Here is a 13396-nt window from a genome sequence, read left to right on the forward strand (position 1 = left end):
CAACCATGGTGCTCGACGGGCGGGTCAACCGGCCCGGGTGGCTGGCGGCGTCCGGCGGCCGGATCGAGGCCTGCGGGGCCGGCCCGCCGCCGCGGCCGGCCGACCGCGACTTCCCCGATTGCGTTGTGGTGCCCGGCTTTATCGACATGCACGTGCACGGCGGCGGCGGAGCCTCCTACACCGACGCCGACGGCATCGCCGCGGCCGCGCGATTTCACCTGGGGCACGGCACCACCACGACGCTGGCCAGCCTGGTCACCGCCCCGCCGGCGGAGCTGATCGCCGGGGTGCGCGCGCTCGCCGCGGCCACCCGGCGCGGCACCGTCGCGGGCATCCATCTGGAGGGGCCGTGGCTGAGCCGGGCGCGCTGCGGGGCGCACGACCCCACCCTGATGCGCGACCCCGATCCGGCCGAGATCGACGCGGTGCTCGCCGCCGCCGACGGCGCGATCCGGATGGTCACGCTGGCACCCGAATTGCCCGGCGCCGACGCGGCGATCCGGCGTTTCCGGGACGCGGGTGTCGTTGTGGCCCTGGGCCATACCGACGCGACCTACGCCCAGACCCAACGCGCCATCGCCGCGGGCGCCACCGTCGGCACCCATCTGTTCAACGCGATGCCGCCGCTGCACCACCGCGAGCCGGGACCGGCGCTCGCGTTGCTGCAGGACCCGGGGGTGACCGTCGAACTCATCGCCGACGGCGTGCACGTGCACCCGGCCGTCGTGCGCGCGGTGATCGGGGCCGCGGGGCCCGACCGGGTCGCCGTCATCACCGACGCCGTCGCCGCGGCCGGCTGCGCCGACGGCGCGTTTCGGCTCGGCCCGGTGCCGATCGACGTCGCATCCGGCGTCGCACGGGTGCGTGGGACGTCGACGATCGCCGGCGGCACAGCCACCATGGATCGGCTCTTCTGCAACCTGGTCGGGACCGGCTCCGACCCGGCGCTGGAGGCCGCGGTGCGGACGACGGCGGCGACGCCGGCGCGGGCCCTCGGGCTCGAGCGGGTGGGCGCCCTGCGGGTGGGCGCCGACGCCAATCTTGTTGTGCTGGACCGCGATTTGCGAGTCGGCGCCGTCATGGTCAACGGCCGGTGGGTGGGCGACTAACGCAGCCGGCGGGTCAACCGCGAAAACGTCAGCGCCCCAACGGCTCCCAAACCCATCGCGGTCAGCGTCTGACGGGTGGTGAGCCCCTCGTCGAGCTGTACCCGCGGGGCGATGATCGCGGGTGGCGGCGGGTCGACGGGCCTGGCGCGCGGATCCTCGGAAGCCGTGGCGGCCCAGGCGGTGGCGAACAGGACGAGATACGCGGTGATGTAGGAGAACACCATCAGGCCCAGCACCGGCCCGAACGTGGCGCCCGCCGGGCTGCGCACCACCGCCTGCAGGTAGATCGATGCGACCTGTTTGAACAGCTCGAAGCCGATCGCCGCCATCAACCCGGCCCGCGCCGCGTCGAGCAGGTTGACCTTTTCGCGCGGCAGCCGGCCGATCATCCAGGTGAACAGCAGCCACGACACCAGCATCGAGATCACTACCGAGACGCCCCGGAAGACCCAGTTGAACACCGAAAACTCCGGTATGCCAAACCATCTCAGTATCGCGCGCATCGGCCCGGCGTGGCCGAGTGCGGTGAGCGCGACGGTGGCGACGATCACCGCGAACGTCCCGACCATCGCGATCAGGTCGGATATTTTGTTGCGCACGAAGCCCGGTGAGTCCAGCTGCCGTTCCCACCACATCGAGGTCACCGCCGCCCGCAGGTGCGATATCCAGCCCAACCCCGCCCACGCGGCGGTGGCCAGGCCGATGACACCCACGGACGTCCGCGCGTCGATCGCCGAGTCGATCAGGTCCAGCAGCTGTTGACCCAAAGCCCCGGACACCGAGGACCGGACGTGGTCGTCGATCGTGTTCAGCAGCTCGGGCCGACGGGACAGCAGGAATCCGAACAGCGCGAAACCGACCATCAGCAAAGGAAATAGCGCGAAGATCGTGTAATAGGTGAGGCCGGCCGCGAAAAAGCCGCCGTTGCGGTCGTCGAAGCGTTGGTAGGCGCGCAGGACATGGTCGAACCACCCAAACCGGGCCCGCAACCGATCCAGGATCCCTGGCTTGGCCGGCTCGCTCATCGTGAAACCTATTCCCGTTGCGGAAGAAAGCCTAACCGATCGTAGACCCGCCGAACGGTTTTGCCGGCCACGTCCTCGGCCCGTTGCGCCCCGGTCGCGAGCACCGACTCCAATTCGGCGCGATCCGCCATCAATTCGTCGACGCGGGCCTTGATCGGCCGCACGAACTCGACGACGGCGTCGGCGGTGTCCTTTTTCAGGTCGCCGTAGCCGCGCCCGGCGTAGCCCGCGACGAGCCGGTCGATGCCGGCCCCGGTGATCGCCGACTGGATGCTCAGCAGGTTCGACACGCCCGGCTTGGCGTCGGTGTCATAGCGGATCTCGCGCTCGCTGTCGGTCACGGCCGAGCGAATCTTCTTGGCGGACAAGGCGGGATCGTCGAGCAGGTTGATCAGCCCGGCGTCGCTCGCGGCGGATTTGCTCATCTTCGACGTCGGGTCGCCCAGGTCGTAGATCTTGGCGGTGGCCTTGGGAATGAGCACGTCCGGGACGACGAAGGTGCCGGGGAAGCGGCCGTTGAACCGCTGCGCGATGTCGCGCGCCAGCTCGAGGTGCTGGCGCTGGTCCTCCCCCACGGGAACCAGATCGCTGTCGTAGGCCAGCACGTCGGCGGCCTGCAACACCGGGTAGGTGAACAGGCCCACGGTGGTCGAGTCGCCGCCGTGGCGCGTCGACTTGTCCTTGAACTGCGTCATCCGCGACGCCTGGCCGAAGCCGGTGAAGCAACCCAGCACCCACGCCAACTGGGCGTGGGCGGGCACGTGGCTCTGCACGAACACGGTGGCGCGGCCGGGGTCGATGCCCAGCGCCAGGTACTGGGCGGCGGTGACCAGGGTCCGGCGGCGCAGCGCCTCGGGCTCCTGCGGGACGGTGATGGCGTGCAGGTCGACCACGCAGAAGAAGGCGTCGTGGTCGTCCTGCAGCGCCACCCACTGGGTGACGGCGCCCAGCGCGTTGCCGAGGTGAAGCGAGTCGGACGTGGGCTGCACGCCGGAGAAAATCCGGCTGGATCCGGTAGCGGTGCTCATGATGACCCGATCTTTTCACGCACGGACCGGTGATTGTTTGCAGTACCGGCGGTACCGCCATTACTGTCGGGTTCATGGGGAGCAACATGGGGACCCGTCCGCCGATCCACCTCGGTTCCGGGGAGCCGGTCCTGCTGTTGCACCCGTTCCTGCTGTCCCAGACGGTGTGGGAGACGGTGGCCGAGCAATTGGCCGGCACCGGCCGCTACGAGGTGTTCGCCCCGACGATGGCCGGCCACCACGGCGGGCCGCCGGCCGGCACCTGGTTCCTGTCCTCCGCGGTGCTGGCCGATCACGTCGAGCGCCAGATGGACGAGCTGGGCTGGAAAACCGCGCACATCGTCGGCAACTCGCTGGGCGGCTGGGTCGCGTTCGAGCTGGAGCGGCGCGGGCGGGCGCGCAGCGTCACCGGCATCGCGCCGGCGGGCGGCTGGACGCGCTGGAGCCCGGCCAAGTTCGAGGTGATCGGCAAGTTCGTCCTGGGCATTCCGCTGTTGGCGCTAGCCTGGCTGCTCGGGCCACGGGTGCTGCGCCTGCCGTCCAGCCGCCGGTTGGCCACCTACGCGCTCAGCGCGTCACCGCGCGGGGTCAGCGACGCCGACCTGCTCGGCTGCGTCGACGACGTCGCCCACTGCCCGGCCTACTTCCAGCTGCTGGTCAAGGCGCTGCTGCTGCCCGGACTGCGCGAACTCGCGCAGAACGCCGTCCCGGCGCACCTGGTGATCTGCGGAAAGGATCGGGTGATCCCCGCACCCAGGTTTACCAGGCACTTCACCAACCACCTGCCCGACGATCACCAGGTCACCGTGCTCGACGGCGTGGGGCACGTTCCGATGCTCGAGGCCCCGGAACGCGTCACCGACGTGATCACCGGCTTCATCGAGCGGTGCTACCCGTCGTCGGGCCGCCACCAGTCCACGGGCTAGTTGGCTAGGGCCTTCTCCAGGTTCTCGGCGATGGAATTGAGGAACTCCTCGCTGTTCTGCCACTCCTGGTCGGGGCCGATGAGGATGGCGAGGTCCTTGGTCATCTTGCCCTCCTCCACCGTGGAGATGACGACCTCTTCCAGCTTCTGGGCGAATTCGATCACCTCGGGGGTGTTGTCCAGCTTGCCGCGGTGCTGCAGCCCGCGGGTCCAGGCGAAGATGGAGGCGATCGGGTTGGTCGAGGTCGGCTTGCCGGCCTGGTACTGACGGAAGTGGCGGGTGACGGTGCCGTGCGCGGCCTCGGCCTCGACCGTCTTGCCGTCGGCCGTCATCAGCACCGACGTCATCAGCCCCAGGGAGCCGTAGCCCTGCGCGACGGTGTCCGACTGGACGTCGCCGTCGTAGTTCTTGCAGGCCCACACGTAGCCGCCCTCCCACTTGAGGCAGGCCGCGACCATGTCGTCGATCAGCCGGTGCTCGTAGGTGAGGCCCTCGGCCTCGAACTGCTCCTTGAACTCCTCGTCGTAGATGCGCTGGAACTCGTCCTTGAACATGCCGTCGTAGGCCTTGAGGATGGTGTTCTTGGTGGACAGGTACACCGGCCATTTGGCGTTGAGGCCGTACGCGAAGGACGCGCGGGCGAAATCGCGGATGGAGTCCTTGAAGTTGTACATCCCCATCACGACGCCGCCGTCCTCGGGGATGGACACCACCTCGTGCACCATCGGCTCGCTGCCGTCGGCCGGGGTGAACGTCAACGTGACGGTGCCCGGCTTGTCGACCTTGAAGTTCGTCGCCCGGTACTGGTCGCCAAAGGCGTGACGGCCGATGACAATTGGCTTGGTCCAACCCGGAACCAGCCGCGGCACATTGGAGATCACGATCGGCTCGCGGAAGATGGTGCCGCCCAGGATGTTCCGGATCGTTCCGTTGGGCGAGAGCCACATCTTCTTCAGGTTGAACTCGGCGACGCGCGCCTCGTCGGGGGTGATGGTCGCGCACTTGACGCCCACGCCGTGCTTCTTGATGGCGTAGGCCGCGTCGATCGTGACCTGGTCGTCGGTGCGGTCGCGGTGCTCGATGCCCAGGTCGTAGTACTCCAGGTTGATGTCGAGATGCGGCAGGATCAGCATGTCCTTGATGAGCTTCCAGATGACGCGGGTCATCTCGTCACCGTCGAGCTCGACTACCGGGCCTTTGACCTTGATCTTGCCGTCGTTGGACATCTGCGTCCGAATCCTCCAGCCGTGGGGGGAGCGTGGGTGAGCGGTTGCTCGTGAGGCCAGCCTACTAGGAGCCTTCACCGCGCCCTCACGGAAGGTGAGGGCTCGACGTTGGCTTGGAATTGGCTCGGAATTGGCAAGGACTCGCCGGCATGCGATAGGCTTCACATCGGTCATGAGCGCCAGCGCTAAGCCCCGGCTCGCTGGCCGGCAACCCTCCAACCGCGGTGGGGTGCCCCGGGTGATGACCAGGTTGAGTAGCCACAACCGGCTATCCGGCAAGCGCGGGTCCGCCATGACGGGCCCCCTGAGTAGACAGGGAAACGTGATGCGCATCCAACCAGCTCAGTCGCGTCTCATCGTGTGCCGGTGCTAGTCGCCGGGCCGCCGGTTGACGTCATCGGATGATGGCGTCCCGGACGGCTGCGAGCGCCCCGATACCCGATCGCCCCTAGTTCATCCTGAGCAGAAAGCACCGCACGTGAGCTCCGAGAACAGCACCGATACCGATCCGACCGCGCATTGGTCGTTCGAGACGAAGCAGATTCACGCCGGCCAGCAACCGGACTCGACGACCAACGCCCGCGCCCTGCCGATCTACCAGACCACGTCCTACACCTTCGACGACACCACGCACGCCGCCGCCCTGTTCGGGCTCGAGGTCCCGGGCAACATCTACACGCGGATCGGCAACCCGACCACCGACGTCGTCGAGCAACGCATCGCCGCGCTGGAGGGCGGCGTGGCCGCGCTCTTCCTGTCCTCCGGGCAGGCGGCTGAGACATTCGCCATATTGAACCTCGCATGTGCCGGCGATCACATCGTGTCCAGCCCGCGGCTCTACGGCGGCACTTATAACCTGTTCCACTATTCGCTGGCCAAGCTCGGCATCGACGTCAGCTTCGTCGCGGATCCCGACGACCTGGACTCGTGGCAGGCGGCGGTGCGGCCGAACACCAAGGCGTTCTTCGCCGAGACCATCTCCAACCCGCAGATCGACGTGCTGGACACGCCCGGGGTCTCCGGGGTGGCGCATGCCAACGGTGTGCCGCTGATCGTCGACAACACCATCGCCACGCCCTACCTGATCCAGCCGTTCGCCCAGGGCGCCGACATCGTGGTGCACTCGGCGACCAAGTACCTCGGCGGGCACGGCTCGGCGATCGCGGGCGTCATCGTCGACGGCGGCACCTTCGACTGGACGCGGGGCCGCTTCCCCGGCTTCACCACGCCCGACCCCAGTTACCACGGCGTGGTGTATGCCGAGCTGGGCCCGCCGGCATACGCGATCAAGGCGCGGGTGCAACTGCTGCGCGACTATGGTTCGGCCGCTTCGCCTTTCAACGCGTTCCTGGTGGCCCAGGGCCTGGAAACGCTGAGCCTGCGCATCGAGCGCCACGTCGCCAACGCGCAACGGGTCGCCGAGTTTTTGGCCGGCCACGAGGGCGTGCTGTCGGTGAACTATGCGGGACTGCCCGGCTCGCCGTGGCACGAGCGGGCAAAGAGGCTGGCGCCCAAGGGAACCGGCGCCGTGCTGGCGTTCGAGCTGGCCGGCGGCGTCGAGGCCGGCAAGGCCTTCGTCAACGCGCTGAAGCTGCACAGCCACGTCGCCAACATCGGCGACGTGCGCTCCCTGGTGATTCACCCGGCGTCGACCACCCACGCCCAGCTGAGCCCCGAGGAGCAGCTGACCACCGGCGTCAGCCCGGGGCTGGTGCGGCTGGCCGTCGGCATCGAGGGCATCGACGACATCCTGGCCGACCTGGATCTCGGCTTCGCCGCGGCGCGCGCTTTCGACGGCGGGTCGGCCGGGGCCAGTAGCGACCCGCAGGCCGTGGCGGCGTTCTGAGGGGTTGTGGCATGACGATCTCCGACGTCCCGACCCAGACGCTGCCGGCCGAAGGCGAAGTCGGCCTTGTCCATATCGGCTCGCTGACCACCGAAAGCGGCGCGGTCATCGACGACGTCTGCGTCGCCGTCCAGCGCTGGGGCGAGTTGTCGCCGACGCGCGACAACGTGGTGGTGGTCCTGCACGCCCTCACCGGCGATTCGCACATCACCGGGCCCGCCGGTCCCGGGCATCCCACGCCCGGCTGGTGGGACGGGGTGGCCGGGCCGGGCGCGCCGATCGACACCGACCGCTGGTGCGCGGTGGCCACCAACGTGCTGGGCGGCTGCCGCGGCTCCACCGGCCCCAGCTCGCTCGCCCGGAACGGAAAGCCTTGGGGCTCTAGGTTTCCGCTGATCTCCGTGCGCGACCAGGTGGAGGCGGACGTCGCCGCGCTGGCCGCCCTCGGCATCGACGAGGTCGCGGCCGTCGTCGGCGGATCCATGGGCGGCGCAAGGGCTTTGGAATGGATGGTCGGCCACCCCGCCCGGGTCCGGGCCGGCCTGCTGCTCGCGGTCGGCGCGCGCGCCACCGCCGACCAGATCGGCACGCAGACCACCCAGATCGCGGCCATCAAGGCCGACCCGAACTGGCAGGGCGGCGACTACCACGAGACGGGGCTTCGGCCCGACGCTGGCCTGACGATCGCGCGCCGCTTCGCCCACCTGACCTACCGGGGCGAGGTCGAACTCGACACCCGGTTCGCCAACGACGGTCAGGGCTGCGAGGACCCGGCGAACGGCGGCCGCTACGCGGTGCAGAGCTATCTCGAGCACCAGGGCGACAAGCTGCTGGCCCGCTTCGACGCCGGCAGCTACGTGATCCTCACCGAGGCGCTGAACAGCCACGACGTGGGCCGGGGTCGCGGTGGGGTGGAAGCGGCCCTGCGCGCGTGCCCGGTGCCGGCGGTGGTCGGCGGCATCACGTCCGACCGCCTCTACCCGCTGCGCCTGCAGCAGGAGCTGGCCGAACTGCTGCCGGGCTGCGCCGGGCTGCGTGTCGTCGACTCCATTTGCGGGCACGACGGCTTCCTGGTGGAGTCCGAGGCGGTCGGCGAGTTGATCCGCAAGACACTCGAATTGGCCGACTCACCGTGACCCGCACCAGCCAAGACCGCTCCCTCTCCTTCGGCTCGGCGGCCGCGGCCTACGAGCGGGGCCGCCCCTCCTATCCGCCCGAGGCGATCGACTGGCTGATACCGCGCGGCGCGCGCCGGGTGCTCGACCTGGGCGCGGGCACCGGGAAGCTGACCACCCGGCTGGTGGAGCGCGGCCTCGACGTGGTGGCCGTCGACCCGATTCCCGACATGCTCGAGGTGCTGCGCACGTCGCTGCCGGAGACGCGTGCGCTGCTGGGCACCGCGGAAGAGATTCCGTTGGAAGACAACAGCGTTGACGCCGTGCTGGTCGCCCAGGCATGGCACTGGGTGGATCCCGAGCGCGCGATTCCCGAGGTGGCCCGCGTGCTGCGGCCCGGCGGGCGGCTGGGCCTGGTGTGGAACACCCGCGACGAACGGCTGGGCTGGGTGCGCGAGCTGGGCCGGATCATCGGTTCCGACGGCGACGGGGGCCGCTTCGACGTCACGCTGTCCGCCTCGTTCACCGAGCCGGAGCGCCATCAGGTCGAGTGGACGAATTACCTTACGCCGCAAGCCCTGATCGACCTGGTGGCATCGCGCAGCTACTGCATCACCTCGCCGACCGAGGTCCGCACCAGAACACTCGAACAGGTGCGTGAGTTGCTGGCCACCCATCCGGCGCTGGCGAATTCGACCGGCCTGGCGCTGCCCTACGTCACCGTGTGCATACGGGCGACGCTGGCGGGGTGACGGTTTAAGCCGTGTTCGTTAGTTAGGCCGCGGCCAGGTTTGACTGTGAATCCTGGGCTTCGCGTGTGAACGCTGGGCGGAAAAACCGGCCGGATCCCGCCGCTGGAGCACACTCAAAGCCCTGGCTTCACACCGAAAGCCCTCAGCTCACAGTCGATCGCAACGACGGCCGTGGTTCGACTCAGCGCCGAAGCGCGTCGAGGAGCCGGTCGAGGTCTTCGTCGGTGTTGTAGAGGTGAAACCCCACGCGGGTCGCGCCCGCGCGTACGGACGCCCGGATACCGGCCTTTCGCAGCGCATCGGCCGCGTGGTCGGCGGAGAAGGACACGATCGCCGACTCCGATGCGGCCAACCGCAACTCGGCGCGTAAGTGATTCGCGAGTGCCAGCGTGTGGGTCTCGATGGCGGCCCGATCCAGCGACGCCAGCCACGTCAGAGACAGCGCGGCGCCCGCCACGCTGAACCAGGCCGGCGACGCGTCGAACCGCCGGGCGTCGTCGGCCAGCCGCATCGGCAGCCCGTACAGCGACGACCACATGTCCGCGCCGGCGTACGGGCTGGCCGCGTGCGGGACCAGCGCGTCAAATACTCGCTGGCTCAACGACATCCAGGACACGCCGCGCGGGCCGAGCAGCCATTTGTAGCTGGCGGCGACCGTGACGTCGGTCCACGGCAGCGTGACATTCTTCCAGCCCAGGGCCTGGCTGACGTCGAGCACGGTGATGGTGGCGGATTCGGCGGCGCTGCGCCGTAGCGTCTCGACGTCGAGCACGGCGCCGTCGGCGGACTGGGCCAGGCTGGCCGCCGCGACGTCGAAATCGCCGGCGGCCTCCTCGAACTGGCCGGGCGCCAGCTCGGTGACGGTGACGCCGCGTCCGGCCTGGGCGGCGAAGGGGAAAGCGACGCTGGCGAATTCGCCACGCAAGGTCGCCACCCGGCTGCCGTCGGGTATCGCCGCGGCGACCAGACCGATCGACGACGACACGCTGGTCCCCAGCGCCACCCGGCTCTCGTCGGCCCCTATCAGCGACGCGTATGCCGCCCGGCTGGCGCGGATCGGCTCGTCGAACGCGCCGACCTGCAGCCGGCCTTCTTCCCACGACCGCATGCAGTCGCGCAGCGCGTCAGCCGTAAACCGCGGCGGCAAGCCGAATGTGGGGGTATCGAGGAATCCGTCGGCGCCGACGAACTGCGCACCGAACGCGTCACGGGCCATCCTGCATTTCACCATGAACGGACGCGCTACGGGTCGTCGTCTTCGTCGTCGTGGTGGAGGAGTTTTTCGGGGTGCCAGTAGGTGTTGGTTCTGGGTTGTCCGTGGTCAAGGTGGGCCGGGGGGATCCATTCGGTGTCGCCGTGGGTGTTTTTGCGGGTGCTCCAGCCGCCGGGTTGCACGATGTGGTGTTGGGTGGGGCACCCGAAGGCCAGGTTGTTGACGTCGGTGTCGCCGCAGGTGGTGTAGGGCTCGACGTGGTGGACTTCGCACCAGTACCCGGGCACGGTGCAGCCGGGTGCGGTGCAGCCAAGGTCTTTGGCGTACAAGACGATCCGCTGGGCGGGGGAGGCCAGCCTTTTGGTGTGGTACAGGGCTAGGGTTTTGCCCTTGTCGAAGATGGCCAGGTAGTGGCGGGCGTGGCGGGATAGGCGGATCACATCACTCATGGGCAGGATGCTGCCCCGCCGGTCAGGCCCCGCCCGGCGGCGGCCTCGAGCTCGGCCAGGGTGGTGGTGACGATGATGGAGGCGGGTAGGCCGTTGTGTTGGCCGAGGTTTCCGGAGGCGAGCAGGGCGCGCAGCGCGGCATTGAGACCATCGTGTTGGCGCTGCGCCGGGGAGCGGGAGTCTTTATCGATCACCTCTTGGCTGGGGGTGCCGTCCACGGTGGGGGCCTGATCGTCGGGGTTGCACATGCCGGGGGCGGCCAGCTTCGCCCACACGGCTTCCAGGGTGGCCCGGGCTTCGGGGGTCAGCCAGCCGCGCAGCGCGGACATGCCGTCGGCTTCCTGCTTCCCCAACGTCACACCGCGCCGCCGCGCTCTATCGTCGTCGCGATACAGGCCGTCGGGGTTGAGGCAGTCGGCGAGGGTGTCGGCCAGCGCGCCGAGTTGTTCGGGTCGATGCTGGGTACCCAGCCGGGCGAGGTGTTTTTCGGCGCGTTCCCGGGTCGCCGCGTCGATCCAGCCGGGTAGTTGGTGGTAGAACCGGCGGATCACCGCCACTTGCGCGCCCCCCAGTTTCCCGTCGCGTTGGGCGGCTGCGGTTTCGGCTAGCACCGGCGCCAGTGGTTCGCCGGTCAGGGCGCGGCGGGGCCCCAGATCGGCGGCCTCGTGAATGCGCCGACCCGCCTCGGCGCGGGTGATCAACGCCCATTCGGCGATGGCGTGCGAGAGCGTGCCGCCCAGTTCTTCGGGGGTGGCCTGGCGGGCCAGGTGGTTGATGGGTGCGTGTTCGAGTGCGGGCAACCGACGCCTTACCCGTTCGCAGCGTTGCAGCCAGGCCAGCCACTCCGGGGTGGTCAGCGATTCAGAATTCAGCGCCGCCACCCGATCAACCGCCGCGTCGAGGGCGTCGAAGGCAGCCGTGATCGCCTCCCGATCCACCACGCTGCCAGCCATGACCCGAAACTATCGAAGCCCACCGACAAAAAACCCGGCCCAGTGACCACTGAAACCAAAGTGACACAAGTTATTTCGTCAGAAGGTCAACCCGGAGAACATGGTCCGATTGGGATCGTACTTCTGCCGCACGGTCGTCAGCTGCGACAGGTTCGAGCCGAAGTAGCGCGACGCCGCCGTGTTGGGCTCGAGGTAGTTCACGTAGCCGCCAACCGAAAACTGTTGCACCGCTTGGTGTGCGGAACTCAGCCATCGCGTCGCGGCGGCCACCTGGTTGCCGGCGGGCTCGACGTACCACTGCAACGCCGCGGCCTGCTGGCGCCACGGGAAGGCCGTGTCGCCCGCGGCCACGTCGCCGACCGCGCCGCTCAGCGGGTCGACGAGCACCGAGGCCTGGCCGGCCGTCGCGGGCCACTGCCCGATCGCCGCCGCGATCGCATGGGCCGCAGCGGAATCCACCGTCGGGATCACATCGGATCCGGCGACGAAGCCGCGGGGTGACGGTGTCGTGGTGCCGCCGGCCAGGTACATCACCAGGTCCGCGCGGCTGAGCGTCTTGTTCTGAATCGCGCTGGGGGCCACCCCAACCGCGGACTTGATCGCGTCGATGACGCCCGATCCCGCGCCCGCCGGGCAGGTCGCCAGCACGTGGCAGTCCGGCTGGCTCCCACCGACCGAGAGATCCACGATCCCCCACGCGTTTCGATCGGCTGCGCTCAGCCACGACTGCCAGCCGGCGAGCACCTGCACCGCCGACGACGGCGGGAAGTCGAGCCGGACGACGTCAGTGTCGCCGGTTGGGAAGGTCGCGAAGGTCATCGAAGTCGTCACCCCGAAATTGCCGCCGCCACCACCACGGAGCGCCCAGAAGAGATCCGGATGGTCGTTGGCGGACGCGGTGACCACGTCGCCGCCGGGCAACACCACCGTGGCCGACTGCAGCGCGTCGCACGTCAGGCCGGCGTGGCGCGAATCGGCTCCCAACCCGCCGCCCAGCGCCAGTCCCGCGATGCCGACGGTCGGGCAGCTGCCGGACGGGATCGCTCGGCCGGCGCCGGCCAACGCTTGATGCACCGCGTACAGGGTGGTCGCCGGCGTGACGGTGACGTTCCCGGCGCCGTCGACGTTGGCCCCGCCGGGAAGCCCGCGCAGGTCGAGCACCATCGCGCCGGGCGCGCTCGACGCACCGATGTACGAGTGGCCGCCGCCACGCGGAGCGACCTTGAGCTTGTTCGCCGACGCGAACGAGACCGCCCTCTGCACGTCCGACTGCGACGAAACCCTGACCACCGCCGCGGGATTGGAGTTGTTATACAGCGAATTGAAAACCTGTTTGCCCGTGGCGAATTGAGCACCGCTGGCGGGCAGTAGCACGCTGCCGCCGATCGATGAAGCCAGACCGCCCCAGCCGCTACCCGGGTCCGCGGCCGCCCGTGCGGTCTCGAAAACCGCTCCGCTCGCTAGCATTCCGACGGCGCAGCGAAGGAAAGCCTGGCGCGAGATCCCATGGTTGAACGCACCGCTGCGATTCGACGTCATGGGCCGGATTCTCGACCATCTCGCGCCCGAAAATCCGGCGTCACCGCGAGTGTCGGATAACAGTGTGGCGTCGATCGGCCGGCGTTGGCCCGGACAGGTCCCGCCCCAATAATCGACGCTCCCGGCGCCCCCGCCTTACGAAACGCTTATTGTGCAAAGCTTTATCTCACCGTGTTGTAAATGTGACAGTCATAGATCAGAGTTCCTAGCGTGAT

10 protein-coding genes, 1 pseudogene and 1 riboswitch are annotated in these 13396 nt (G+C 69.0%); of the genes and pseudogenes, 5 read left to right on the forward strand and 6 right to left on the reverse strand.

Annotated features, from left to right (window positions below):
- Positions 1-5: 5 nt before the first annotated feature.
- Positions 6-1109: an N-acetylglucosamine-6-phosphate deacetylase gene (nagA, locus tag G6N25_RS05010; protein ID WP_276005206.1), complete on the forward strand. Its 1104-nt coding sequence runs from the start codon at positions 6-8 to the stop codon at positions 1107-1109.
- On the opposite strand, the gene yhjD is transcribed toward nagA, so the two are convergent.
- Together yhjD and trpS are read right to left on the reverse strand one after the other, a co-directional pair.
- Positions 1106-2134: an inner membrane protein YhjD gene (yhjD, locus tag G6N25_RS05015; RefSeq protein WP_083076312.1), complete on the reverse strand. Its 1029-nt coding sequence runs from the start codon at positions 2132-2134 to the stop codon at positions 1106-1108. The genes nagA and yhjD overlap by 4 nt on opposite strands.
- An 8-nt stretch (positions 2135-2142) precedes the next feature.
- Positions 2143-3162, reverse strand: coding sequence for a tryptophan--tRNA ligase (trpS, locus tag G6N25_RS05020; RefSeq protein ID WP_083076309.1), 1020 nt, complete (start codon positions 3160-3162; stop codon positions 2143-2145).
- 131 nt (positions 3163-3293) lie between these two features.
- On the opposite strand from trpS, the gene G6N25_RS05025 reads away from it, so the two are divergent.
- Positions 3294-4088, forward strand: coding sequence for an alpha/beta fold hydrolase (locus tag G6N25_RS05025; RefSeq protein ID WP_232065919.1), 795 nt, complete (start codon positions 3294-3296; stop codon positions 4086-4088).
- Here G6N25_RS05025 and G6N25_RS05030 read toward each other — a convergent pair.
- Positions 4085-5314 carry an NADP-dependent isocitrate dehydrogenase gene (locus tag G6N25_RS05030; RefSeq protein ID WP_158084922.1) on the reverse strand — a complete coding sequence of 410 codons (1230 nt, stop codon included), beginning with the start codon at positions 5312-5314 and terminating at the stop codon, positions 4085-4087. The two genes, G6N25_RS05025 and G6N25_RS05030, sit on opposite strands and share 4 nt — an antisense overlap.
- A 168-nt stretch (positions 5315-5482) precedes the next feature.
- Positions 5483-5602: riboswitch (SAM riboswitch) on the forward strand.
- A gap of 190 nt (positions 5603-5792) precedes the next feature.
- Between G6N25_RS05030 and G6N25_RS05035 the strand changes: the two genes are divergently transcribed.
- The 3 genes from G6N25_RS05035 to G6N25_RS05045 are packed head-to-tail and all read left to right on the forward strand — an operon-like array spanning position 5793 to position 9027.
- Positions 5793-7160 carry a bifunctional o-acetylhomoserine/o-acetylserine sulfhydrylase gene (locus tag G6N25_RS05035; protein WP_083076301.1) on the forward strand — a complete coding sequence of 456 codons (1368 nt, stop codon included), beginning with the start codon at positions 5793-5795 and terminating at the stop codon, positions 7158-7160.
- Positions 7161-7171: 11 nt separating this feature from the next.
- Entirely contained in the window at positions 7172-8296 is a 1125-nt protein-coding gene (gene metX / locus G6N25_RS05040; protein WP_083076298.1) for a homoserine O-acetyltransferase MetX, read from the forward strand.
- Positions 8293-9027, forward strand: a complete 735-nt coding sequence (locus G6N25_RS05045; RefSeq protein WP_083076294.1) for a class I SAM-dependent methyltransferase — start codon at positions 8293-8295, stop codon at positions 9025-9027. The genes metX and G6N25_RS05045 overlap by 4 nt, the downstream gene beginning before the upstream one ends.
- A 181-nt stretch (positions 9028-9208) precedes the next feature.
- Here G6N25_RS05045 and G6N25_RS05050 read toward each other — a convergent pair whose 3' ends face one another.
- From G6N25_RS05050 to G6N25_RS05060, 3 genes and pseudogenes are all read right to left on the reverse strand, one after another.
- Positions 9209-10243 (reverse strand): aminotransferase class V-fold PLP-dependent enzyme, encoded by a 1035-nt coding sequence (locus G6N25_RS05050; RefSeq protein ID WP_083076291.1) that lies wholly within the window; start codon positions 10241-10243, stop codon positions 9209-9211.
- Between the two features lie 26 nt (positions 10244-10269).
- Positions 10270-11642: pseudogene (locus tag G6N25_RS05055) on the reverse strand (HNH endonuclease signature motif containing protein).
- Positions 11643-11720: 78 nt separating this feature from the next.
- Positions 11721-13181: an FAD-dependent oxidoreductase gene (locus G6N25_RS05060; protein ID WP_083076286.1), complete on the reverse strand. Its 1461-nt coding sequence runs from the start codon at positions 13179-13181 to the stop codon at positions 11721-11723.
- Positions 13182-13396 lie beyond the last annotated feature (215 nt).

This window comes from Mycobacterium heidelbergense (genome assembly GCF_010730745.1).
GTDB lineage: Bacteria > Actinomycetota > Actinomycetes > Mycobacteriales > Mycobacteriaceae > Mycobacterium > Mycobacterium heidelbergense.

Coding starts and splice junctions, on each gene's coding strand:
- trpS (WP_083076309.1), bottom strand. CDS start 3,162: ATGAGCACCGCTACCGGATCCAGCCGGATTTTCTCCGGCGTGCAGCCC.
- metX (WP_083076298.1), top strand. CDS start 7,172: ATGACGATCTCCGACGTCCCGACCCAGACGCTGCCGGCCGAAGGCGAA.
- nagA (WP_276005206.1), top strand. CDS start 6: ATGGTGCTCGACGGGCGGGTCAACCGGCCCGGGTGGCTGGCGGCGTCC.
- G6N25_RS05030 (WP_158084922.1), bottom strand. CDS start 5,314: ATGTCCAACGACGGCAAGATCAAGGTCAAAGGCCCGGTAGTCGAGCTC.
- G6N25_RS05060 (WP_083076286.1), bottom strand. CDS start 13,181: ATGACGTCGAATCGCAGCGGTGCGTTCAACCATGGGATCTCGCGCCAG.
- G6N25_RS05050 (WP_083076291.1), bottom strand. CDS start 10,243: ATGGCCCGTGACGCGTTCGGTGCGCAGTTCGTCGGCGCCGACGGATTC.
- yhjD (WP_083076312.1), bottom strand. CDS start 2,134: ATGAGCGAGCCGGCCAAGCCAGGGATCCTGGATCGGTTGCGGGCCCGG.